17 protein-coding genes are annotated in these 23,933 nt (G+C 71.4%); 6 read left to right on the plus strand and 11 right to left on the minus strand.

All coding sequences use genetic code 11. The annotated features are described in order from the left end of the window. Positions 1-36 precede the first annotated feature (36 nt). Both ABII15_RS37450 and ABII15_RS37455 read left to right on the plus strand, forming a co-directional pair. Entirely contained in the window at positions 37-3,192 is a 3,156-nt protein-coding gene (locus ABII15_RS37450; RefSeq protein WP_353946749.1) for a cytochrome P450, read from the plus strand. A gap of 58 nt (positions 3,193-3,250) precedes the next feature. Further along, entirely contained in the window at positions 3,251-3,487 is a 237-nt protein-coding gene (locus ABII15_RS37455; protein ID WP_353946750.1) for a hypothetical protein, read from the plus strand. A gap of 50 nt (positions 3,488-3,537) precedes the next feature. Here the strand turns inward: ABII15_RS37455 and ABII15_RS37460 are convergent, their stop codons facing one another. From ABII15_RS37460 to ABII15_RS37470, 3 genes are all read right to left on the minus strand, one after another. Continuing rightward, positions 3,538-3,927, minus strand: a complete 390-nt coding sequence (locus tag ABII15_RS37460; RefSeq protein WP_353946751.1) for a VOC family protein — start codon at positions 3,925-3,927, stop codon at positions 3,538-3,540. Positions 3,928-4,051: 124 nt separating this feature from the next. Further along, on the minus strand, positions 4,052-5,893 hold the full coding sequence (gene asnB, locus ABII15_RS37465; protein WP_353946752.1) for an asparagine synthase (glutamine-hydrolyzing): 1,842 nt from the start codon (positions 5,891-5,893) through the stop codon (positions 4,052-4,054). Between the two features lie 382 nt (positions 5,894-6,275). Next, positions 6,276-7,451, minus strand: a complete 1,176-nt coding sequence (locus tag ABII15_RS37470) for a TIGR03364 family FAD-dependent oxidoreductase (protein ID WP_353946753.1) — start codon at positions 7,449-7,451, stop codon at positions 6,276-6,278. Positions 7,452-7,578: 127 nt separating this feature from the next. On the opposite strand from ABII15_RS37470, the gene ABII15_RS37475 reads away from it, so the two are divergent. Both ABII15_RS37475 and ABII15_RS37480 read left to right on the plus strand, forming a co-directional pair. Then, positions 7,579-8,376 (plus strand): GntR family transcriptional regulator, encoded by a 798-nt coding sequence (locus ABII15_RS37475; RefSeq protein WP_353946754.1) that lies wholly within the window; start codon positions 7,579-7,581, stop codon positions 8,374-8,376. Between the two features lie 9 nt (positions 8,377-8,385). Then, entirely contained in the window at positions 8,386-9,069 is a 684-nt protein-coding gene (locus tag ABII15_RS37480) for a phosphonatase-like hydrolase (RefSeq protein ID WP_353946755.1), read from the plus strand. Here the strand turns inward: ABII15_RS37480 and pgm are convergent. From pgm to ABII15_RS37495, 3 genes are all read right to left on the minus strand, one after another. Continuing rightward, on the minus strand, positions 9,062-10,690 hold the full coding sequence (gene pgm, locus ABII15_RS37485; RefSeq protein WP_353946756.1) for a phosphoglucomutase (alpha-D-glucose-1,6-bisphosphate-dependent): 1,629 nt from the start codon (positions 10,688-10,690) through the stop codon (positions 9,062-9,064). The genes ABII15_RS37480 and pgm overlap by 8 nt on opposite strands. Before the next feature lie 63 nt (positions 10,691-10,753). After that, on the minus strand, positions 10,754-11,497 hold the full coding sequence (locus tag ABII15_RS37490) for a Clp protease N-terminal domain-containing protein (protein WP_353946757.1): 744 nt from the start codon (positions 11,495-11,497) through the stop codon (positions 10,754-10,756). Positions 11,498-11,564: 67 nt separating this feature from the next. After that, on the minus strand, positions 11,565-15,887 hold the full coding sequence (locus ABII15_RS37495) for a discoidin domain-containing protein (RefSeq protein WP_353946758.1): 4,323 nt from the start codon (positions 15,885-15,887) through the stop codon (positions 11,565-11,567). A 155-nt stretch (positions 15,888-16,042) separates the two neighbouring features. Between ABII15_RS37495 and ABII15_RS37500 the strand changes: the two genes are divergently transcribed. Both ABII15_RS37500 and ABII15_RS37505 read left to right on the plus strand, forming a co-directional pair. After that, positions 16,043-16,825 carry an alpha/beta fold hydrolase gene (locus ABII15_RS37500; protein WP_353946759.1) on the plus strand — a complete coding sequence of 261 codons (783 nt, stop codon included), beginning with the start codon at positions 16,043-16,045 and terminating at the stop codon, positions 16,823-16,825. Between the two features lie 84 nt (positions 16,826-16,909). Next, positions 16,910-17,419, plus strand: a complete 510-nt coding sequence (locus tag ABII15_RS37505) for a cupin domain-containing protein (protein ID WP_353946760.1) — start codon at positions 16,910-16,912, stop codon at positions 17,417-17,419. 272 nt (positions 17,420-17,691) lie between these two features. Here the strand turns inward: ABII15_RS37505 and ABII15_RS37510 are convergent, their stop codons facing one another. The 5 genes from ABII15_RS37510 to ABII15_RS37530 all read right to left on the minus strand — a co-directional run bounded on the left by ABII15_RS37510 (position 17,692) and on the right by ABII15_RS37530 (position 23,844). Beyond that, positions 17,692-19,125 (minus strand): cellulose binding domain-containing protein, encoded by a 1,434-nt coding sequence (locus tag ABII15_RS37510; protein ID WP_353946761.1) that lies wholly within the window; start codon positions 19,123-19,125, stop codon positions 17,692-17,694. Further along, positions 19,122-20,651: a beta-N-acetylhexosaminidase gene (locus tag ABII15_RS37515; protein WP_353946762.1), complete on the minus strand. Its 1,530-nt coding sequence runs from the start codon at positions 20,649-20,651 to the stop codon at positions 19,122-19,124. Before ABII15_RS37515 ends, ABII15_RS37510 begins: the two co-directional genes overlap by 4 nt. Positions 20,652-20,674: 23 nt before the next feature. Then, entirely contained in the window at positions 20,675-21,511 is an 837-nt protein-coding gene (locus ABII15_RS37520) for a carbohydrate ABC transporter permease (protein WP_353946763.1), read from the minus strand. Beyond that, positions 21,508-22,476 (minus strand): sugar ABC transporter permease, encoded by a 969-nt coding sequence (locus ABII15_RS37525; protein ID WP_353946764.1) that lies wholly within the window; start codon positions 22,474-22,476, stop codon positions 21,508-21,510. The genes ABII15_RS37520 and ABII15_RS37525 overlap by 4 nt, the downstream gene beginning before the upstream one ends. Positions 22,477-22,572: 96 nt before the next feature. Then, complete coding sequence (locus ABII15_RS37530; RefSeq protein ID WP_353946765.1) at positions 22,573-23,844, minus strand: extracellular solute-binding protein; 1,272 nt, start codon at positions 23,842-23,844, stop codon at positions 22,573-22,575. Between the last annotated feature and the right edge of the window lie 89 nt (positions 23,845-23,933).

Genomic DNA, 23,933 nt, shown 5'->3' on the forward strand with positions numbered 1-23,933 from the left:
CCGATCCCCCCACCCGCGAAAGGCAGTTGCCGCACCATGCCGCAGCCCACGCAGCTCCCGCCGCCCCCCACCGACGGCCTCCCGCTCATCGACATCTCCGCCACCGGCCCGGGACCCGCCCCGCTCCAGCAGGTCATGGGCCTGATGCGGCAGCACGGCCCGGCCCTCGTGCGCCGGCTGCACGGCCGCGACGCCCTCTTCGTCGCCGACCTCGGCCTGGTCACCGAACTCGCCGACGAGGAACGGTTCGCCAAGCACGTCGGCCCGGCCCTGCAGAACGTCCGGGAGTTCGCCGCCGACGGCCTGTTCACCGCATACAACGACGAGCCGAACTGGGCCCGCGCCCACGACATCCTGATGCCCGCCCTCGCGCTCGGATCCATGCGCACGTACCACCCGGTGATGTACCGCGTCGCCCGCCGCGTCATCGACAGCTGGGACCGCGCGGCCCGCGACGGCAGCCCCGTCGACGTACCGGGCGACATGACCCGGATGACCCTCGACACCATCGGGCTCGCCGGATTCGGCTACGACTTCGGGTCGTTCGACAGCGCGGAGCCCCACCCCTTCGTCGAGTCGATGGTGCGCTGCCTGGAATGGAGCATGAAGCGCCTCGCCCGCGTCCCCGGCGGCGACCACGCGGCCGTCGACGCGGCGTTCCGCACCGACGCCGACCACCTCGCGCAGGTCGTCGACGACGTCATCACCGCGCGGGTACGGGGAGGGGAGGCGGGCGCCGACGACCTGCTCGGCCTCATGCTCACGGCCGAACACCCCCGGGACGGCTCCCGGCTGGACACGGCGAACATCCGCAACCAGGTCATCACCTTCCTCATCGCCGGACACGAGACGACCTCCGGCGCGATGTCCTTCGCCCTGTACTACCTCGCCAAGAACCCCGCCGCCCTCGACCTCGTGCGCCGGGAAGTCGACGGCCTGTGGGGCGACACCGCCGACCCGGAACCCGGATTCGACGACATCGGCCGCCTCACCTACACCCGGCAGGTGCTCAACGAGGCGCTGCGCCTGTGGCCCACGGCCGCCGCCTTCAGCCGGCAGGCCCGCGAGGACACCCTCCTCGGCGGCCGCATCCCGCTGCGCGCCGGGCAGGGCGTCACCGTCCTCGCCCCGATGCTGCACCGGCAGCCCGTCTGGGGCGACAACCTCGAGCGCTTCGACCCCGACCGGTTCACCCCCGAGGCCGAGGCGGCCCGCTCCGTGCACGCCTTCAAACCGTTCGGCACCGGCGAACGCGCTTGCATCGGGCGGCAGTTCGCCCTGCACGAGGCCACCATGCTGCTCGCGATGCTGGTGCACCGCTACCGGCTGCGCGACCACGCCGACTACCGGCTCACGGTGAAGGAGACCCTCACCATGAAACCGGACGGCTTCACCCTCACCCTCGCCCCGCGCACATCGGCCGACCGCCGCCACGGCCCGCTGCCCGGCGCCGGCACCGCCGCCGGGAGCGAACGGGCCGCCGACACCACCGGGCTGCCGGTGCGCGTGCGCCCCGGCACGGGCGCCCTGTTCCTGCACGGCAGCAATTACGGCACCTGCTCCGGCCTCGCCCGGCAACTCGCCGACGAGGCCGCCGCGCTGGGCTGCGAGACCGAGGTCGCGCCGCTCGACGCCTACGCGGGCGCCCTGCCCACGGACCGGCCGGTGATCGTCGTCGCCGCCTCCTACAACGGCCGTCCCACCGACGACGCGGGACAGTTCACCGCCGCCCTCGACGACGTCCCCGACGGCGTCGCGTACGCGGTCCTGGGCGTCGGCGACCGCAACTGGGCCGCCACCTACCAGCACGTGCCCACCCGCATCGACGAGCGGCTCGCCGCCGCGGGCGCCGAGCGGCTGTGCGAGCGCGCCGCCGCCGACGCCTCCGGCGACCTGAACGGCACCGTGCGCACCTTCACCGCCCGCCTGCGCGCCGCCCTCCTGGAGCGCTACGGCGACCCCGACGCCACCGGCACCGCCCCCGCGTCCCCGGCGGCGTACGAGATCCGCGAACTCACCGGCGGTCCGCTCGCCGCCGCCACGGCCCGGCACGGCCTCGCCGAGCTGACCGTCACCGAGTCCTACGACCTCACGGCGGCCGGACACCCCCGCGCCAAGCGGTTCCTGCGCCTCGCCCTGCCCGAGGGGACGACGTACCGCACCGGCGACCACCTCACCGTGCTCCCCGCCCACGAACCCGCCCTCGTGGACCGGGCGGTGGCGGCGCTCGGCCTCGATCCGGACACCCTCCTCGACCTCCGCGACCACCGCCCCGGGCGGACCGGCCTCGCCGTCGACCGCCCGCTGACCGTGCGCGAACTCCTCACCCGGCACACCGAGTTGCTCCACCGGCCCACCCCCGAGGCCGTGGCCGTGCTGGCCGCGGCCAACCCGTGCCCGCCCGAGGCGGCCGCCCTGAAGGCGCTCCCGGCAGACGACCCGCGCACCTTCGTCGAGCTGATCGAGGATCATCCGGCGCTGCGCGGGGCGCTCACCTGGCCCGCGCTCCTGGACCTGCTTCCGCCGCTGCGGCCGCGCCACTACTCGATCTCGTCGAGCCCCGCCACGGGCAAACCCGGACACGTCGACCTGATGGTGTCCGTCCTGGACGCACCGGCCGCATCCGGCCGCGGCCGCCACCGGGGCACCGCCTCCACCCATCTCGCCGGACTGCGCCCCGGCGCGGTGGTCCTCGGCCGCGTACAGCCGTGCCGCGACGCCTTCCGCATCCGGCCCGACGCGCCGGAACCGGTCATCATGGTCGCGGCCGGTACGGGTCTCGCACCGTTCCGCGGCGCCGTCGCCGAACGCGGCGCCGGGCTCCCGTCCGCCCTGGTCTACTTCGGCTGCGACCACCCCGAGCGCGACTTCCTGCACGCCGACGAACTGCGCGCCGCCGACGCCGCGGGGGCGATCTCGCTGCGGCCCGTCTTCAGCGAGGCCCCCGTCGACGGTCACGCCTTCGTGCAGCACCGCATCGCCGCCGAGGCCGCCGAGGTGGGCCGGCTGCTCGACGCCGGGGCGCGGGTCTACGTCTGCGGCGACGGCGCCCGCATGGCGCCCGGAGTACGGGCCGCGTTCCGCGCTCTGTACCGGGAGCGGACACCGGGCGCCGACGAGAACGCGGCCGAGGAGTGGCTCGCCGGGCTGGCGGCCGAGGGGCGCTACGTGGAGGACGTCTACGCGGGGTGACGACCTTGGCCGAAGCCTGACGTAGCGGGATCGTCACGCAGGGCCCAGAATCAGATACATGTCCTTTATGTCCGCGAGTGTGACGTGGCTGGGACTGGGCCTGACGGTCGGTGCGGCGGGCCTGGTGACCTACGGTCTGGCGACGTTGCCGTGTTCGGCGACGGTGCGCCAAGAGGATGCCGAACTCGTCTGTCGTCCGGCTCGGCGCCTGGCGCTGGGCCTCGGGGCGCTGGCGGTGTCGGCGGTGGTGATCGGGACGGTGCTCATGGTGTTCGCCGTCACGGACTTCGGCTGAGGCCGTCCGGGCCGCACGGAGGCGGCCCGGACGGGGTGTCCCGGACGGCGTCAGGCGTCGCCGCCCCCGTAGGGACGGGTGATGACCTCCATGCCGTGGCGCGCGGGATCCATGAAGTACACGCCGCGACCGCCGTCGTTGTGGTTGATCTCGCCCGGCTGCTTGCCGTGCGGATCGGCGTAGTAGGTGATTCCGGCTTCCTTGATGCGCCGGAAGATGCCGTCGAACTCCTCCTCGGTGACGAGGAAGGCGTAGTGCTGCGTCACGATGGACCCGGCCGGGACCGACGCGAAGTCGAGCGTGACGCCGTTGCTGAGGTCGAGGGCGACGAACGGGCCCCACTCGGCCCCCACCTCGAGACCGAGGATGCGGGCCAGGAACTCGGCCGACTCCCGGTTGTCCCGGGCGTGGACGATGGTGTGATTGAGCTGGACTGACATGGTGGATTGCCTCCAGAAGGCAACTCCGGCACCTCCATGCCTCACCCGGTCGGTGACCGGCACGCGATGCGGCCGGGAGTATAGGCACATCCGGGCGCGCCCGGCCACCGGTGGGTCCCGGAGGTCAGTCCAGGGACAGTTCGGGGTTGTACATGTCCAGCCAGAGCGCCAGGTCGAGCGTGCGCTCCAGACCGCGCCGCGACGCCTGGGTGATCTGCGGGGCCTCGCGGTGCGCGGCCCGGTGCACCCGCTCACGGTCGACGAGGTCGAAGACCCGGTGCGAGGGACGCGCCAGCAGGTCCTTGGTGTGGTCCTGGAGCGCGACCGCGTACTTCGGGTCCTGCGTGGAGGGGTATGGGCTCTTCACCCGGTCGTACACCGACTTCGGCAGCACGTCCGCCGTCGCCTCCCGCAGCAGGGACTTCTCCCGGCCGTCGAAGGACTTCAGCGCCCACGGCGTGTTGTACACGTACTCGACGAGCCGGTGGTCGCAGAACGGCACCCGCACCTCCAGGCCCACCGCCATGCTCGCCCGGTCCTTGCGGTCGAGCAGTACCCGCACGAACCGGGTCAGGTGCAGATGGCAGATCCGCCGCATCCGGTACTCGAAGTCGCTCTCGCCGTCGAGCCGCTGGATGCCGCGCACCGCGCCCGCGTAGTTGTCGGCGACATAGCCGCCCAGGTCGAGCCGGCTCGCGAGGTCCGGGCGGAGCACGTCCGCGTCGTCGCCCATGTGCCGGCCCATGTTCACCAGCCACGGGAAGGTGTTCGCGGCGCGGGCCTCCTCGTCGAAGAACTGGAGATAGCCGCCGAACACCTCGTCCGCGGACTCGCCGGACAGGGCGACCGTCGAGTGCTCGCGGATCGCCTTGAACAGCAGGTACAGCGAGGCGTCCAGGTCGCCGAAGCCGGCCGGCAGGTCACGGGCCCGGATGACCCGGGCGCGCACCTCGGGATCGGCCAGCGCGTGCGAGTCGAGCACGATGTCGCGGTGATCGGTGCGCGAGGCCTTCGCCACGTCGTGCACGAACGGGGTGTCGGGCGTGCCGCGCAGCTCGTCGGCGACGAAGTTCTCCGCCTGACCGAGGAAGTCGACGGCGAAGCTGCGCACCGTCTCGCCCCGCCCGGCCAACTGCTGAGCGGCGATCGCCGTCATCGCCGAGGAGTCCAGACCGCCCGAGAGCAGCGTGCAGCGCGGCACGTCCGAGACGAGCTGACGGCGCACGATGTCGTCGAGCAGTTCGCGGACCGTGGCGATGGTCGTGTCCCGGTCGTCGGTGTGCGCCCTCGTCTCCAGCGTCCAGTACGCGCGTGCCCGCAGCCCGGACCGGTCCACGGTGACGACCGTGCCCGGCTCGACCTCGTGCATCCCGTCCCACACCGCCTGTCCCGGAGTCTTCACGAACGTGAAGAGTTCGCGCAGTCCCTCCAGGGAGACCCGGCCCCGGGCGAGCGGGTTGGCGAGGATCGCCTTGGGCTCGGAGCCGAACAGCACGCCGTCGGGCGTCTCGTAGAAGTAGAAGGGCTTGATGCCCATCCGGTCGCGGATCATGACGAGCTTGTCGACGCGCCCGTCCCACACGGCGAACGCGTACATGCCGTTGAGCCGCGCAGGCAGCTCCTCGCCCCACTCCAGATAGCCGCGCAGCACGACCTCGGTGTCCGAGTCCGTCCTGAACTCATGTCCCTTGGCGGCCAGTTCACTGCGGAGTTCGGTGTAGTTGTACGTCTCGCCGGAGTACACCATCGCGACCGTGCCGCCCGGTGTCTCGACGGTCATGGGCTGCCGTCCGCCCGGCAGGTCGATGATGGCGAGCCGGCGGTGGCCGAGCGCCGCGGGGCCGTCGATCCAGGTGCCGCGGTCGTCCGGGCCGCGGCACTCCATGGTCGCCGTCATCGCATCCAATGTGTCGTGCGAGGTCCGCAGGTCACGGTCGAAGGAGACCCAGCCGGTGATGCCGCACATATGCTTCCTCCCGGTATTCCGTTCCGCCGTGTTTCCCCGGTGCGGCCGGTGTGACCTGCGGGAAAGCAGGGAGGAGCGCCACCGGGACCGAATCGGTTGTACACGGCATCTATATGTCGAGCGTGTGACATGGCGACGGGGCGGGTCAATGTGCCCGTAACGCGGCGAACGGGGGCACCCCATCGGTTTCGGCCGTGCGTCAAAAAGGTAAAGCGCTCGATTCCATTGGCAAATCCGCGATGTGGGTCCTCAGGGAGGATGGTTGCCTGGGGCGACCGAGTGGATCCGGCCATCGGCAAAGATTTGATCAACCCTCGGATCCGGCGGCGGACATGCGAAAGGGGCCCGGGGAGGACGTCCTCCCCGGGCCCCGAGTGCTTCCTCAGTCCGTGGTCTTGAGATCGCCGTCGAAGGTCGCCGCCGCCAGGCCGAAGGACAGGGTCATCCCGACGCCGGAGGTGACCGAGATCGCCCGCACGCCCTCCGCGACGTCCCGCACGAGCAGCGGTCCGCGCGGGCTGCTCGCGTACACCCCCTGCCAGCGCTCGGTGACCCGCACCTCGCGCACGCCGAGCACCCGGGCCGCCTCGCGCAGCAGCAGCGCCGAGACCGCCTCGTCCTGGAAGGGGATCTCCGTCGCGTCGTACGCGTGCGAATCGCCGACCAGGACCGTGCCGTCGGGCAGCCGCGTGAACATCACATTGGCGACCACGTCCAGCAACTCGGGGCTGTGCGCGGTCACTTCGGCCCGCAGTGCGGCCGCGGACGGCGTCGCCGTGAACGCGTCGTAGCGCAGCATCGAGGTCGCCGTGAGCACCGCCGCGTCCGTGCGGAACGCCTCCGGCGCCTCGATCCGCGCCATCGAAAGACGGCACCGCTCGATCCCGTGCGCCTCCGCCTCGGCCGGGTGCAGACGGTCCAGGTCGTGGCCGACGCAGAGCAGGACCCGCTCGCCGTGGACGTCGCCGCGAGCGGTGTGCACGGTGCCTTCCCCGACCCCCGTGACGTTCGTGCCCCACACCACCGTCGCCCCGGGCTGCTCCGCCAGCCAGGCCGCGAGCCGGGGTGCCGCCTCGCGCGGGTTCACCCGCAGGTCGGCCGGGAGCAGTGCGCCGCCCACCAGGTCGCCGCGCGCGTCGGCGGCCCGGCCGAGCGCGTCCCCCACCTGGTCCCGGGTGCGCAGCCGCACCGCGTCCGCGCCGCGCTCGTCGCGCAACTCCTCCAGGACCGCCAGCTCCGTCGCCGACCGGGCCACCACCAGGGCGCCGGCCTCCGGTGCCCACAGCCCCGCCCGCCCGGCGGCGTCCAGCCAGCCGGTGCGCGAGCGCTCCGCCAGGCCGAGCAGGTCGCCTTCCTGCGCGGTGATGCAGCAGTGCCCGAAGTTGCGCACGGACGCGCCCACCGGGCGCCGGTCCCGCTCGACGACCGTGACGCTCAGGCCGCGCCGCACCGCCTCGACGGCATGGGCGAGACCGACGATGCCGGCGCCGACCACGACGAGGTCGCTGCGGCCGCGCGGCAGGTCCGCGGCGGGGGAGAGTGCTGTTGCGATGCTCATGACGTCCAGCCTGCGGAGACGTGGCCACCCACAGCAAGGGCTGTCTATACAAGTTTCCCGATTGTTTACCGGCTGGAGATCAAGCGGGGCCTTGTCCTGTTCCAGGCAGAACTGTAAGACTCGACTTGTGAAGACAAGTGCGGAGAGCGGGCCGCTGCACCAGCGGCTCGGCGCCGAGTTCCGGCGCCGGATCGAGGCGGGGGAGTGGCCCGAGGGGCAGCCCGTGCCCAGTGAGGCCCAGCTGTGCGAGGAGTTCGGCACCTCGCGCGGGCCGGTGCGCCAGGCGCTGGCCCAGTTGCGTGCGGAGGGCCACCTCGTGGGCGGCCGCGGCAAGCCGCCCGTGGCCCGCAGGGTCACCCCCTCCCAGCCGTTCGCCTCCCTCATGTCGTTCACCCAGTGGGCGCGTTCCATCGGGCGCGCCCCGGGCCAGTTCACCGTCGAGGTCGCCCGCCGCAGAGCGGGAGCCGAGGCGGCGGCCCGCCTCGGCCTCGACGAGGGCGAGCCGGTCGTCGACCTGATCCGGCTGCGCAAGCTGGACGGCGTACCGGCGATGGTGGAGCGCTCGACGTTCCTGCTGGACGCGGGCGTCCACCTGTTCGCGGTCGACCCCGACGCGGGCTCCGTCTACGAGGCCCTCATCGCCCGGGGCGTCGACCTGCACCACGCCCGCCACACCATCGACGCCATCGCCGCGGACCCGCAGGACGCCGAGCTGCTGGGCGTCCCCCTCGGCCAACCGCTGCTGCGCGTACGGAGATTGGCGTTCACCCGCGACTGCACGCCCGTCGAGTACGCCGACGACCGCTATCTGCCCTCGATGGCCACCTTCACCATCGAGAACACCGTCGGGGGCCGCACCGTCGCGGCCCGAGAAGGCTCCGACGACGCCCCGCCCCATCCCACGCCCGCCCCACCCCACGCCTAAGGACACCCAGTGATCGAACTCGCCGTCTTCGACATGGCCGGAACCACGATCGAGGAGCACGGCGCCGTCTACGAGGCGCTCCGTCACGCCGTCGAGGCGACCGGCGTCACCGTCGCCCCCGCCGACCTCCAGACCTGGATGGGCACCGACAAGCGGGAGGCCATCGCCGCCCTCGTCCGCATCGGCGGCGGCTCGCCGGACGCGGAGCTGGTGGAGCGGCAGTACGAGGTCTTCCGCACGTTCCTCAAGCAGCGGTACGAGGAGGTGCCGCCGGAGCCGATCGCCCACGCCGACAAGGCACTTGAAGAGCTGCGCGCCCGCGGCGTCAAGATCGCGCTGACCACCGGCTTCAGCGCCGACGTGGCGCTGCCGCTGCTCGCCTCGCTCGGCTGGGCCGTCGGCGGGGACGGCAATCTCGACGCCGTCGTCACCGCCGACGAGGTGCGCCGGGGACGCCCCGCCCCGTACATGATCCACCGCGCGATGGAGAAGTGCGGGGTCCTCGACGTGGGCTCGGTGCTCGTCGCCGGTGACACGGTCGTCGACCTGGAGGCCGGGACGCACGCGGGCGCCGGTGTCGTCGTGGGCGTGCTCACGGGCCAGCTGACCCGTGAGCAGCTCGAGGCCCACCCGCACACCCATGTGCTGAACAGCGTCGCGGACGTCCCGGGCCTGCCGGAGACCGCTAGCTGAGCGCCGCGTCGACGATCGCCTGCGCCTCGCTCTGCACCTGGGCGAGGTGCTCCGGTCCGCGGAACGACTCGGCGTAGATCTTGTACACGTCCTCCGTGCCGCTGGGCCGCGCCGCGAACCACGCGTTCTCGGTGGTCACCTTCACGCCGCCGATCGCCGCGCCGTTGCCCGGCGCCTCGGAGAGCCGGGCCGTGATCGGCTCGCCCGCGAGGGTGTCCGCCGTGATCGCGTCGCCGGTGAGCTTCGCCAGGCGGGCCTTCTGCTCCTTGGTCGCCTTGGCGTCGATCCGCGCGTACGCCGCGCCCGACGCGCCGTGCTCGGCGGCGAGTTCGGCGTAGTACACCGACGGCGTCTTCCCCGTCACCGCGAGGATCTCGGCGGCGAGCAGCGCCAGCAGGATGCCGTCCTTGTCGGTGGTCCACACGCTGCCGTCCTTGCGGACGAAGCTAGCTCCGGCGCTCTCCTCGCCGCCGAAGGCCACGGATCCGTCGACGAGCCCGGGCACGAACCACTTGAAGCCGACCGGGACCTCGACGAGTCGCCGGCCGAGCGAGGCGGCGATCCGGTCGATGACGGCGCTCGACACCAGCGTCTTGCCGATCGCCGCGGACGCCGACCACTGCGGCCGGTGGCTGAACAGGTAGTGGATGGCGACGGCGAGATAGTGGTTGGGGTTCATCAGGCCCGCGTCGGGCGTGACGATGCCGTGCCGGTCCGCGTCGGCGTCGTTGCCCGTCAGCAGGTCGAAGTCGTGGCGGCGCGCGAGCACCGAGGCCATCGCGGGCGCCGACGACGGGTCCATCCGGATCTTGCCGTCCCAGTCCAGCGTCATGAACCGCCAGGTCGGGTCGGTCTTCGGATTGACCACGGTCAGGTCGAGGCCGTACATCTCGGCGATGCGCGACCAGTAGTGGACGCTGGCCCCGCCCAGCGGGTCGGCGCCCACGCGCACGCCCGCGGACCGGATGGCGTCCACGTCGATGATGTCCTTCAGGTCCTCGACGTAGGTCTCGCGGAAGTCGTACGGCTCCCAGGCGTCCGCGTCCCCGGTGGCCGCCCGCCAACCGGCGTCCTCCAGGAGTTCGTTGGCGCGCTCGGCGATCCAGGCGGTGGTCGTCGAGTCGGCGGGACCGCCGTGCGGCGGGTTGTACTTGAAGCCGCCGTCGCGCGGCGGATTGTGGCTGGGCGTGATCACGATGCCGTCGGCGCGGTCCGGGCCGCCGCCCGCGGTGCGGTTCCAGCGCAGGATCGCGTGGCTGAGCGCGGGCGTCGGCACGAAGTCGCCGTGCGCGTCGGCCATGACGCGCACGCCGTGCGCCGCGAGCACCCCGAGCGCCGTCCTGAGCGCGGGCCCGGACAGGGCGTGCGTGTCGGGGCCGATGAACAGCGGGCCCGTGATGCCCTCGTCCGTGCGGTGCTCCACGATGGCCTGCGTGATCGCGGCGATGTGCTTCTCATTGAAGGCGCCGTCGAGGCTGGAGCCGCGGTGGCCACTCGTGCCGAAGACGACACGCTGCTCGGGGCGCGTGACGTCGGGCTCCCTCGTGTAATAGGCGTCGATGAGGGCGTCGATGTCGACGAGATCGTCCGGCCGGGCGGGGGTTCCTGAGCGGTCAGTCATGGAAGCAGTTTCCCACCTGTGTCCATGGGACCCGGCCGGGCCACCTCGCTTTTTCCCGTGGGTTCAGGCTTCCTTCGTCAGCTCGGCCAGGGCGGCGACGATGTCCGCCTCGGACGCCTCCTTGGTGATGCCGAGCTCCGAGAGCACGCCCGTGCCGTTCTCCTGCTCCAGCAGCGCCAGCAGGATGTGCTCGGTGCCGATGTAGTTGTGACCCAGCCGCAGGGCCTCGCGGAAGGTCAGCTCCAGGGCCTTCTTCGCCTCGGCGTCGAACGGGATCAGCGCCGGGGACTCCTCGGCCGCCGCCGGCAGCCGCTCCGCCGCCGCCTGCCGTACGGAGTCCAGGAGCACGTCCTGCGCGAGGATCGCCCGGGCGCCGAGGCTGTCCGGCTCGTGCAGCAGCCCGAGGACCAGGTGCGCGGTGCCGATCGAGGTGTTCTTCGCGGCGTGCGCCTCGGTCTGCGCGCCCACCACCACCTTCCGGGCGCGCGGGGTGTAGCGGTTGAAGCCCTGGCTGGGGTCGAGGTCGTTCTCCGAGCCCTTCGGCACGAAGCGCTTCTGCGCCGCCTGGCGCGTGACGCCCATGCTCTTGCCGATGTCGGTCCAGGAGGCGCCGGAGCGGCGGGCCTGGTCCACGAAGTGGCCGATGAGGTGGTCGGCGATGTCGCCGAGGTGGTCCGCTGCGAGGACCGCGTCCTGGAGCTGGTCCAGGGCGTCGGTGTGGACCTTCTTGATGGCGTCGATGAGGTCGTCGAGGCGGACGGACGAGGTCATGCCCGCGGGGTTCACGGCATCCGATGGATTCGTCATGAGGCAACCGTAGGTTGACAGTGCAGGGGTGTCAACCTTCAGTTGACACCCCTGCCGTACTGTCGTCCTACGGGAGCTGGTTGATCTTGAACGTGGACGTCGTGTTGCGGACGTCCACCGCGTTGTCGCTCAACTTCAGATTGTGGAAGGTCACTTCACCGACCGCCGGACCCTGCCCGGCCTCCGGCATCTCGTTCGCCCACAGTCCGAAGCCGGACTTGGCGTCATAGGCGTCGCCGCTCTTGTGCGCGCCCGAGATGGTGACGTCGGTCAGGATCGTGTCCTTGATCGGGAACTGCGGCTGGCCTCCCACGTAGTTGGTCTGGAACATGATGCCGCTGTACGTCGGGTCGAGGATGTCCACGTCGTTGACGCGGATGCCCTGGAACACCTTGGACGCCGAGAACATCCAGATCCCGGGGAAGGTCTGCCCGCCCCAGAAGTGCCCGCCGGAGCGGACGATCGAGGTGTTCTCGATGGCCGTCGGACCCGTCCCGAAGCCGTTCATCGGGTAGCCGAAGTCCAGCGAGCTGATCGTGACGCCGGAGTAGACGAGCGTGTCCGCGATGAGCATGTTGCGGAACGTGTTGTCGTACCCGCCGTAGACCGCGATACCGGCGGCCCGCCAGGTGAGCAGCGACGTCAGGTTCTCGTACACGTTGTTCTTCTCGTCCGCGCCGCCCGCGTCGATCGCCGAGAACAGCGCGAAGCTGTCGTCACCGGTCGAACGCGCCTCGTTGTTCACGACGTGGTTGTCCGTCGAGCCGTTCGTCATGTTGACGCCGTCGGCGAACGTGTCCCGGATCCGGGAGTTCTTGATGGTGACCCGGTCGGTGTTGGCGCCCCAGTACAGGCACACCGTGTGCTCGTTCCAGATGTCGTCGATGGTGATGTCGGCGACGTTGGAGAAGTCGAACACCTTGCCGGGGCCGTCGATGCGCGAGGTGTAGTTCCCGAAGAAGGAGAAGTGCGCGAACGTCGATCCGTTGGCGCTCGCCTCCGCGCGGAAGCCCGCGTCGGTGTTCTCCTGCGACGACGGCGTGTGGAACCGGGTGAACCAGGGACCGGCGCCGACCACCTTCACGGCCTTGCCGTAGACCTGGAACTTGTTCGAGGTCTCGTAGTCACCGGCCGGCAGGTAGACGCCGACGAGCTTGCCCGTCGTGTCCATCCGCACCTTGTCCAGGGCGTCCTGCACGGCCTGCTGCGAGAAGCCGGTCGGCACGGTGTAGGTCGCCGGGTCCGGGTTGGGCAGCTGGGTGGCCTCCTCCAGGTTGACGTAGTCGATCGTGTACGTGGATCCGTTCGCGGCGTCCTTCTGCAGCCGGATCTTGCTGCCCTTCGGCACGGTTGTGCCGAGCAGCAGGTTCGCCTCGTCGTAGATGTGCCGCGGCCCGCCCGCGCTCGGCGTGTTGCCGGGCCCGGTCTCGTTGCCGTACAGCCACGCGTACTTCGACGTCAGGTCGATGGCCTTGAGGAACGTGCCGTCGACGTAGACGTTCAGCGTGGAGTTGGTGCCGCCGCCACCGGCCGAGTCCGGCATCGAGAAGCGGGTGACGAGGGTGTTCGTCGGGGCCTTCGTCGTCCACTCGACGTACGAACCGGTCGAGCCCAGGGTCACGGCCTTGCGGCCCGAGGCCTCGCCCGCCAGGTCGCCGACCGTGCGGTTCGGGCCGACGGACTTCGCGCCGCCGCCCGCCGTGCCGTCCTCCGCCTCGTACATGTCGTACGGCATGCTGGCGCCGCGCCCGACGAACAGCGGCTGCGAGGAGGTGTTGTTGGCGCGCTTGACGGCCAGCTCGTTGGCGTCGTCGGCGATCACCGTCTTCACCGTGAACTTGCCCTTGCCCGCCGTCCAGGTGCCCAGCTTGACCGGGGCCGTGGTGCTTCCGGCCGCGATCGCGCCGCTCGCCGAACCCGTGAGCGTCTTGACGACCGTGCCGTCGGAGTCGGTCACGGTGAGCGTGATCCCGTGCGCGCTGCTCGAACTGGCCTGGTTGCCCTGGTTCTTGATGGCGACGGTGAAGTCGACCGCGTCGCCCTCGGCGGGCGCGCTCGGCGACCACGCCACCGGCGAGGCGATCAGGTCCGCGCTCGTCACCGGCTTGACGACCAGCGACGTCGGACTGGTGTAGCTGTTGTTGCCCTCGTTCTGCTCGATCACGAGCCCGCTCGGGTCGACGACCGCGCCGACCGTGTACGTGCCCGCGTCGCGCGCCCCGATGTCCGCGCTGACGGTCGCGGTGGCGCCCGCCGCGAGCGCGCTCACGGAAGCGGTGCCGACCTTCTGCGAACCGAGCAGGAAGTCGAGGTCGGTGGCGTCGGCGGCCTGCGTGCCCGCGTTGCGGACGGTCGCCGACAGCGTGATCTTGTCCGACTCGACCGGCGCGTCAGGCTTCGACGTGATGCCGGTGACCACCAGGTCGGGGTTGGGCGCCGGCGTGCCGAGCACCTGGAACTCCGCGACCTGCGCGCCCGAGGAGCCGGAGTTGGCGGTGACGGACAGGCGCACGTCCGCGACGCGGCCGCTCAGCGGGATGCTCACCTTGTTGCCGCTCGCGGGGGAGAAGGAGTAGTCCTTCGCCGCGACCAGCGTCGTGAAGGCGGAGGCCTTCTGCTCCCGGCCCAGCACCTCGATCTTCTGCGTCCGCGCCGACCAGGCCGCGTCCGGGTTGAGCTTCACCACGACCGACGACAGGTCCGCGTTGGAGCCGAGCTTGACCGTCAGCGTGCCCGGGTACGCCCCGGCCGCGCCCTCCCAGTAGGTGCTGGTGTCGTCGTCCACCGCGTTCTCGGCGACGTAGGTGAAGGTCGAGGAGGAGGCCGTCACCGGCTTGCCCACGGCGAGGTTCGCGTCGTTCGACGTCGATCCGTTGCGGGTCACGGAGTTGCTGGCGGCCGACACGTTGCCCGCGGCGTCCTTCGCGCGCACCGTGTAGGTGACCGTCGCCGACTGCGGCTGCGTGTCGGTGTACGTCGTGACGTCACCGGCGACGGACTTCAGCAGCTGCCCGTTCGCGTAGAGGTCGTAGCCCGTGACCTTCACATTGTCGGTGGAGGCGCCCCAGGTCAGCTTGACCTGGCCCGCCGTCGCCTCGGTGAAGGCCAGGTTCGACGGTGCGGTCGGCGCCTGCGTGTCGCCCGAAGCGCCGGTCCGGGTCACGGAGTTGCTGTTCGCGGACTGGTTGCCCGCCGCGTCCTTGGCCCGCACGTAGTAGGTGAGGGTCGCCGACGCGGGCTGGTTGTCCGTGTACGTGAGCGTGTCGCCGTCGACCGAGGCGCGCAGCTGGTTGTTGGCGTAGATGTCGTAACCGGTGACCTTGACGTTGTCCGTGGCCGCCTTCCACGTCAGCTTGATCTGCCCGGTCGCGGGCTCGGTGTAGGCCAGCGAGGTGGGCGCGGACGGTGCCTGGGTGTCGCCGGCCGTGGGCCCGTACACCTCGAGCTCCGAGAGCTGACCGGCCTGCTGGACCGTGTTGCCGGTGACCTTCACCCGCACGTAGCGCGTCGTCACCGTGTTGAACGACAGCGTCTGCGCCTGCCCGTTGGCCGCGCTGAAGTCGTAGGCCTTCGACGCGACGAGGTCGGTGAAGTCGCTGCCGTTCGTGCTGCCCTGGAGCGTCAGCGTCTGCGTGCGGTTCTCCCACGTCGACGGCAGTCGCAGCACCACGCGGTTCACCTGCACCGACGCGCCCAGGTCGACCTGGATCCACTGCGGCAGCGCGTTGTTCTGGCTCTCCCAGTAGGTGGCGGCGTTGCCGTCACCGGCGTTCGCCGCCAGGTACGTCTGCGTGGTCGAGCTCGCCGTGAAGGTCCGCCCGCGCGCCAGGTTCGCCGAGGAATCGCTGCTGCCGTGCACCTCCAGCTCCGACAACTGGGCGGCCTGCCAGCCCGAGTTGGCCGTCACGACGACCCGCACATAGCGGGTCTGGGTCGCGCCGAAGGACACGGTCACCGTGTTCGACGACCCTTGCGCGAAGGAGTACTGGGCCGACGCCTTCAAGGTGTCGAAGGTCTGCCCGTCCGCGCTGCCCTGCACCGACAGGGTCTGCGTGCGGCTCTCCCATGCCGCGGGCAGCCGCAGCACCACCTCGTCGACGCGGGCCGACGTGCCCAGGTCGACCTGCACCCACTGCGGGAAGTCGGATCCCGAACTCTCCCAGTACGTCGAGGCGTTGCCGTCCGAGACGTTCCCCGCGCCGTAGTCCGCCTTGGCGCTGCTCGCCTTGGCGGTGGCACCCGCGGCGAGATTCGGGCCGCCCGCGGCCTGCGCCGAGACCGCCGGAAGACCGAGGAGCGCCAGGGTGAGGGCGAGCACCGCCACCGCGAAGGCGCGCCATCCACCCCCCGCTCTCCGTCTGCCGGGTCTCGGCACGAACTGTCCGATCATGACTCCCCTGTCCCCGCGCCCGTCGGCGCGGTGAAGCGAATGAGGCGAACGATCACCATCGAGTTCTTGCGTTTAGTTGTTGGAGAATTGCAGAGTGATGTTGTGCAGTCCACCGTTTGAACAGAGGGAGTTGCGATGAGGGAGAATCCACGACCATGCCCCACGCACAGGCGGCCGACGGTGCCGCGCTCCACTACGACGTCATCGGCAGCGGTGCCCCACTCCTGCTGCTGGCCGGCCAGTCCAACCATCACCGCTGGTGGGATACGGTGCGCGACCGGTTCGCCGCGCACTTCACCACCGTCGTCATGGACTGGCGCGGCACCGGTGAAAGCGACGCCCCGGACACCGACACGTACAGCACGCCGAACTTCGCCCGGGACGCCGTCGCCGTCCTCGACGCCGCCGGCGTCGACCGGGCTCATGTCTACGGGACGTCGATGGGCGGCCGCGTCGCCCAGTGGCTGGCCGCCGACCACCTCGCGCGCGTCGACCGCCTCGTCCTCGGCTGCACGTCACCGGGCGCGCCGCACGGCGCCGAGCGCGGCCCCGCCGTCCGCAGGGCCCTCGCCGATCCCGACCCGGACGCGGCCCGCGCGGCCCTCCTCGACCTGATGTACACACCCGCGTACACCGTCACGCGCCCCGGCCCGTTCCACACCCTCGGCGACCCGGCGATGCCCCCGCACGCCCGCCGCCGCCACCTGCGCGCCAGCGCCCGGCACGACGCCTGGGACGCGCTGCCGCGGATCGCCGCGCCCACCCTCGTCGTGCACGGCACCGACGACGACTTCAACCCGACGGCCAACGCCCCGCTGCTGACCGGACGCATCCCCGGCGCCCGGCTGTTCCTGGTCCCCGGCGGCCGGCACGCCTACTTCGAGGAGTTCGCCGACGAGGCGACGCCCCCGGTGATCGCCTTCCTCGACGGCTCCTGAGCGCCGCGCGCCGGCCGGAGTGCCGTGCGACAGCGGACTCCGTAGGCTGCGGATGGCCCGAACACCACGGAGGAGTACGACACCATGCCCGCCGCCCACGTCACCCTCACCGACGTCCTCGCAACAGCGGACCCCGGCGCCACCGGAGCCCTGTGGCGCCTCGACGGCGCGGCCCGGCAGCTGGACGCCAACGTCCTCCGGCTGCGGCCGGGCACCCGCGGCACGCCGCACGTCGAACCCGACCTCGACGTGCTGCTCTACATCGCCGAGGGCGGCGGCACGCTGTGGCGGGCGGGCGCGGAGGAGGAACTGGTGCCGGGCACCGTGCTGTTCGTGCCGCGCGGCGAGGAGCGGGCCGTCGGCGCGGGCGACGACGGGCTCGTCTACCTCACGGCGCACCGCAGGCGGCCCGGCATGACCATCCGCCGCGCCGCCGCCCCCGTCACCGCGCAGGGCGGCGAGGCGCCCTGTCTGCTGCCGCGGGTCTGCGCGGACTGCGGCCGGGCCACCGACGAGAGCGACGCGCGCTACTGCGCCCGGTGCGGCAAGCGCTTGCCCGGACAGGAGCCGGGGCGGACTTCCGGCCTTAGTTGAGGCGGAGTGATCACGCCAGACGGGCCTGTTCGCGACAGCGACTCCGGTGCGCCGCACGGGTCGTGACGCCCCGCTTCCGTCACTTCCCGCCACTGATTAAACACGCAAGGTTACCTAAAGCCGAGGGTGCGGGATGAGATCCCGGCCGCCGCGCGGCAGACTCTGGCCCGCGGCGGCCGCTGCCGACTCCCGGGCCGGCCGTCAGAGGTGGGGGAGCACCACCGGGGAGTCCGGGCGTGTGGGGCGCACGGACTCCCCGCCCCCCTGTCACCTCACGCCGACGGCACGGTGTCCTCGAACGCCTTGCCGGCCGAGCGGTAGGCGGCCACCTTCGCCGTGACCTGTGCCGGGGTGAGCACCTGGTCCTTGACGTGCAGCACGTAGTCCACCTGCTCGTCGTAGGCGCGCGCGGTGGTGCTGGTGTTGCCGGCCAGGTCGATCAGCCACTGGTTGAAGTTGATCGACATCGGCCGCTCGGGCAGGTAGGCGGCGTCGTGCGTGCCGAACAGCTGTCCGTCGACGTAGTAGCGGATGGAGCTGTTGTCGATGGTGAGGACCAGGTCGTGCCAGCCGTTGTAGCTCTGCCGGCCCTCCGTGTGCTGGTTCACCGCCTGCCACGGATCGGGGTTGTAGGTCTCCCAGGACGTCGTGTAGAGGATGTTCGACGGCTCGCCCCAGCCGCCGTTGGGCAGGTACTCGAAGTCGTACTCGGCGTAGTCGTCGGCCATCGGCGCCTTGAGGTCGTTGATCGTGAAGAACGTCTGGACGAGATGGTCCCCGTCGGGTCCGCTCTTCGGCGCGTCCGCGAACCGCACCCGCGCCGCGTAGGTGCCGTTCTTGAACTTGGTGGCCTTCGTGAGCACTTCGGTCTGCTTCGTGCTCTCGCCGGTGCCCGACGTCGACGTCTCCAGGTTCATCACGGTGTTGCCCGACGCGACGGGGAACGTCACCTTCTCCGGCGCCCAGGTCGCCCCCGGCACACCGGGCCCGCCGGAGTTGGAGCGCACGCTCCAGCCGTTGGCCGCGATCCGCGGGTCGTTGTACGCCGTGTACGAGAAGTCGTCGAAGAGGGTCGCGCCGTCCCCCGGCGGGTCGGTGGGATCGGTCGGGTCCGTGGGATCGGTGGGGTCGTTGCCCTCGGGGGCCGTGCCCCACACCGTGGCGCCGCCGAGCTGCGCGGTCACCTTCGACCAGTTCCCGTACGCGGTCTGCACGGCACTGAACGAGTAGTCGTCGGCCTGGTTCAGCGGCTGCCAGTCCGAGCGGTAGAAGCGCAGTTGCAGATCGCCCGTGTCGGCGCCGGCGGCGAGCGTGCCCGCGTCGGACGTGAAGCCGATCTCCAGATACCGGTCGGCGGTCGCGGTCGGATGGGCGAGGGTGCCGAAGGTGCCGGTGACGTGGGCGCAGCCCCGGACCGCCCACGAGCAGGCGAAGCGATAACCCGCGCTCGCGGAGTCGGCCTTGAAGTAGTAGCGGAGCTTGACGCCGCTCAGGGCGACGGCGGAGGAGCCGGTGTTGCGTACCTTCAGCCAGGGTTCCGCCTGGTCGCTGCCGGTGCTGCCGGTGTGGTACTGGACGCTGAGGGCGCCGTCGGCCGCGGCGGCGCCCTGCGGGAGCGCGAGCAGACTCACGCAGCCGAGCGCGCCGGCGACGGCACAGGCGAGAGCCGTCCGGGTTGCGCCGGCTGTCCTGGGGGTCCTTCTCATGACTGTTCCCTTCCGGAACCGTGGGGGTCGGGGACGTACGGGTCGAGCGGCCCGTGCCGCACGCCGAGCGCGGCGAGCCGGGCGCCGTGCGCGCCGAGCCGGACACGGAAGTCCGGCCAGGACGGGGAGCCGTGCCAGGCACGGTCGGCGAGCGCGGACAGACGGGGGAAGATCCTGCGGTCGATGTGGTCGACGGTGGGGGCGTACTCGGTCCACAACTGGGCCTGCGCGCCGAGGAGCCGTCCCGAGGCGTCCGGGTCCGTCGGCGGCTCGTGCTCGTGGACCGTGCGCAGGCCGACCACCAGGCCGGGCTCCGCGTGCGGCTCGTCCGGGGAGTCGGTCTGCGCGTAGTCCAGATACGACGCGCGGTGCTGGCAGCTGATCACGGGATGGCCGCGCTTCAGCGCGATCCGGGTGTGCTCGGGGTCGCGCCAGGTCATCACCGCGAACTGCGTCGGCAGCCCCTCTCCGGTCTCGGCCCACACCACCGGAGTGCGGCCGCGGCCGAGCAGATGGCTGCCGATCCGGTTCAGGAACCAGTCGCGCAGCGCGTCGGTGTGGGCCAGCCCCTCGGCGGCGGCCCGTTCCCGCGCCCGCGGGCTCGCCGCCCACTCGGTGGTGGGGCACTCGTCGCCGCCGATGTGGATGTACCGCGACGGGAAGACGTCGGCCACCTCGTCGAGGACGGTGCGGCAGAAGTCGAGGACCGGCTCGTGCACGCCGAAGACCGTGTCGCACACGCCCCAGAGCGGCCACACGTCCAGTCGCCGCCCGGGGACGTTGCCGAGCTCCGGGTACGCGGCGAGCGCGGCGCGCGCATGGCCCGGCATCTCGATCTCCGGGACCACGGTGACACCACGGGCGGCGGCGTACGCGACGAGGTCCCGCAACTCCCGGCGGGTGTACGCCCCTTCGTGCGGGACGGGATCGGTGCGCCGGCCGCCGACCTCGGTCAGCAGCGGGTACGCCGCGACCGGCATCCGCCATCCCTGATCGTCGGTGAGGTGCAGATGCAGCACGTTGAGCTTGTGCAGGGCGAGGAGGTCGACGGTGCGCCGCAGCACGGATACCGGTTGGAAGTGGCGCGCCACGTCGAGCATGAAGCCGCGCCAGGAGTGCCGGGGCACATCCGTGATCTCGATGCAGGGCAGCCGCCACGCGACGCCGGGCCGAGCCCTGTCCGCGAGCGCTTCGACGGGCAGCAGCTGACGCACCGTCTGGATTCCGCGCAGCAGCCCCGTGAGATGGGCGGCGCGCAGGAGGACCGCGTCCGGGGCGACCGTCAGGCCGTATCCCTCGGCGCCCAGACCGCCGAGGTCCGGATCGAGCGCGAGCACGAACGCGCCGTCGGGCGAGGCGGGCAGCGGCAGCCCGGTGGCGGGTGCGAGGAGGGTGCGGAGCAGATCGGCGGCCGCCGATGCGCCGGGGGAGACCCGGACCGCTGTCGACGCGGACAGCGTGAAGTGGCCCGGGCGGTGGGTGAGTTGGGTGGGGAGGGGGACGAGTGCGGGCAGGGGTGCGGGCACGGGGAACCTCCGAGGCGAGGGGGTCAGCCCTTGACGGCGCCGGCCGCGAAACCCGACGTCACATGCCGCTGGAGCAGCAGGAAGATCGCCAGGGCGGGCAGCGCGAACAGGGTGGAGGCGGCCATCGTGGCGCCCCAGTCGGTGCCGAACGTGTTGTGGAACGAGGACAGCCACACCGGCAGCGTCCGGTGGTCCTGCTCCTTGATGATGAGGAAGTTGGCGTACGCGAACTCGTTCCACGCCGTGATGTAGCCGAACAGCGACGTCGCCATCAGGCCGGGCGCGAGCAGCGGGAACGCGATGTGCCGGAACGCGCCGGCCCGCGTACAGCCGTCGACCTGGGCCGACTCCTCCAGCTCGGCGGGGATCGTCGCGATGAAGCCGCGCAGCACCACGATGGTGAACGGCAGCGTCATCATGAAGTAGACGAGGGTCAGGGTGGGCAGCCGGTCCAGCATGCCGGTGTCCCGCGAGATGATGTACACGGGAATGATCAGCGATTCCCACGGCGCCATCTGCGCGACGAACACCATCAGCATGAACTGCCGCCGTCCGCGCCACCGCATCCGCGCCACGGCGAACGAGGCGCCGAGCGCGACGACCAGCGCCAGTGCCACGGCGCCGAGCGTGACCAGCACGCTGTTGCGCCAGAACAGCCCGAACCCGTCCGCGTCGATCGCCCGCCGGAAGTGGTCGAGGGTCCAGCTCTGCGGCAGCAGTTGAGGGTTCTCCGACTGGATGTCCCGGGACGGCTTGAAGGCGGTCGCGACCATCCAGTACACGGGGAACAGGCACACGACGACGGTGACGGTCGCGGCGACGTTGAGCGGGAGGCGGCGCAGCGCCCGGGGCGTGCTCACAGCTCTGCCTCCTGACGGAACATCTGCCGGAAGTAGGCGACGAGCACCCCGGACATCAGCACCACCGTGATCATCGACGCGGCCGCCCCCAGGTCGTAGCGCTGTCCGGCGAGGGCGGTCTGCACCGCGTACACGGGCAGGATCGTCGTGGCGTCACCGGGGCCGCCGCGGGTCATCACCCAGATCTGCACGAACGCCTTGAACGTCCAGATCACTTCGAGGGAGACCACCAGCATGAAGATCGGCCGCACGATCGGCAGCGTGACCGAGCGGAAGACGCGCACGCCCGAGGCGCCGTCGATCCGGGCCGCCTCGTACAGCTCGGCCGGCACGGTGGTGAGCGCCGAGTACAGGGTGATCGCCGCGAACGGCACCGACTGCCACACGATCAGCGCCACCAGGATGGCGAAGGCCGCGGGCCCGTGCGCCAGCCACGGATAGCCCTCGAAGCGGCTGAACCCCAGACCGGTCAGCGCGTGGTTGACCACTCCGAACTCGGAGTGGAACAGCCACTGGAACACCGTCGTCGCCGCGACCACCGGCATCGCCCAGGTCAGCACCAGCGCGCTGAGCACCGCGGTGCGGCCGAACCGGCCGAGCCGCTCCACCATGAGCGCCACCAGCGTGGCGAGCACCATGATGAGGACGACGTTGATCGCCATGAACAGGAACGTGCGGCGCACCACCGTCCAGAACTCCGGCGCGCCCAGCAGCGTCCGGTAGTTGTCGAACCCGGTGAAGTGGGCGTCGCCGAGGATGAGCTGGCGCAGCCCGAAGTCCTGGAACGAGATCAGGACGGCCCGGGCCAGCGGATAGACCAGCAGGTACAGCATGCCGAGCACGGCCGGCGCCACCAGCAGATAGGGCCAGACGCCCGCCATGGTGGTGCGGCGGGCCGGGCCCGGCGTGCGCCGGGGCGGCCGGGCGAGAGGGCGCGGGGCGGTCCGTTCACGGACGACCGACACGGCACACGCTCCTTTCGGAAGAGAGAAGCCGGGCGGGGAAGCCGGGCAGGGGAGCCGGGCAGGGAGGCCGGGCGGGGGAGTCGGAGGTACCGGCGGTCACGAACCGGAGGACATCGCCGAGGTGATGGCGTCGGACGCCTTCTTCGCCTCCCGCTCCGGATCCCCGCCCGCCAGCACGGCCGTCATGTAGTCCTTGATCGGGTTCTTCGCCTCGACGGCCGCCCACTCGGGCGTGTTCGGCGTCGCGTGCCCGACGGCCGCGCCGACCGCCATCGTCGAGGCGCCCGGGTCCTTGGCGACGGCCCCGGCCAGCGTCGTCTTGTTCGGCACGTAGCTCATCGCGAGGGCGAGCTTCTTCTGCCAGGCGTCGCCGGTCAGCGCCTTGACGAAGGTGTACGCGGCGTCGTGGTGCTGCGAGACGGTCGGTATGACGAGGTCCGACCCGCCGGTGAACACCGCGCCGGGCGTGTCCGCGCTCTTGCCGGGGATCGGGAAGAAGCCCAGCTTGTCCTTCAGTTCGGGGTTGTTCTGGGCGACCACCGCGGCGCCGCCGGGCACGCTGATGAGCTGGGCGACCGTGCCCTTGGCCATGACCTCGGCCTGCGGCGGCTGTGCCTCGTCGGAGTCCTTGGGGCCCTTGCCGAGCGCCTGGAGCTTCTTGTAGAAGGCCATCGCGCGCAGCGCCTCGGGGGAGTCGAGGGCGCCCTTCCACTTCCCGCCGGACTCGGTGGCGAGGTCGCCGCCCTCGTCCCAGACGAAGCCCGACAGGGTGTACCAGTTCTGCCCGGGCAAGTAGATCCCCTGCTCGGATCCCTTGTTCAGCTTGCGGGTGGCGGCGAGCCACTGCTCACGCGTCTTGATCTTCGCGGCGTCGACGCCGGCCTTCTCGAAGAGGTCCTTGCGGTAGACGACGACCCGGTTCGCCGCGTAGTACGGGATCCCGTACTGCTTGCCCTCGTAGGCGCCGGGCTCGGCGAGGCCCTTGAGCCAGTCCTTGCCGCCGAGGTCGCCGACCTTGTCGCTCAGGTCCAGCAGGCCGCCGCTCTGCGCGAACTGGGCGACCTGGGTGTTGCCGGTCTCGATGACGTCGGGCGCGTCGTTGCTGGCCAGCGCGGCCGTGACCTTCTCCCCGATGCCGTCCCACTCCTGGATCTGGATGCGCACGTCGATGTCCGGGTGCGCGGCCTCGAAGCCCTTCTCGAAGTCCTTCTGGAAGGCGGCCGAGACGCTGTCGCGCATCAGCCACACGTCGAGGGTGGTCCGGCCGCCGTCGCCGGACCCCCCGTCGGTGGAGTCGGACGAACTGCAGGCACTGAGCCCGGTCACCGCGACGAGCGCGGACACACCGGCGAGCAAGCGGAGCTTCACGGTTCACCTCTGGGGTGCCGGACCTGACCAGTTCTCCAACTGGTCAGGTGACCTCTGATGGTGGAGAAAGCTGGCATAGACCATTGAGC

It is taken from the genome of Streptomyces sp. HUAS MG91 (assembly GCF_040529335.1).
GTDB lineage: Bacteria > Actinomycetota > Actinomycetes > Streptomycetales > Streptomycetaceae > Streptomyces > Streptomyces tabacisoli.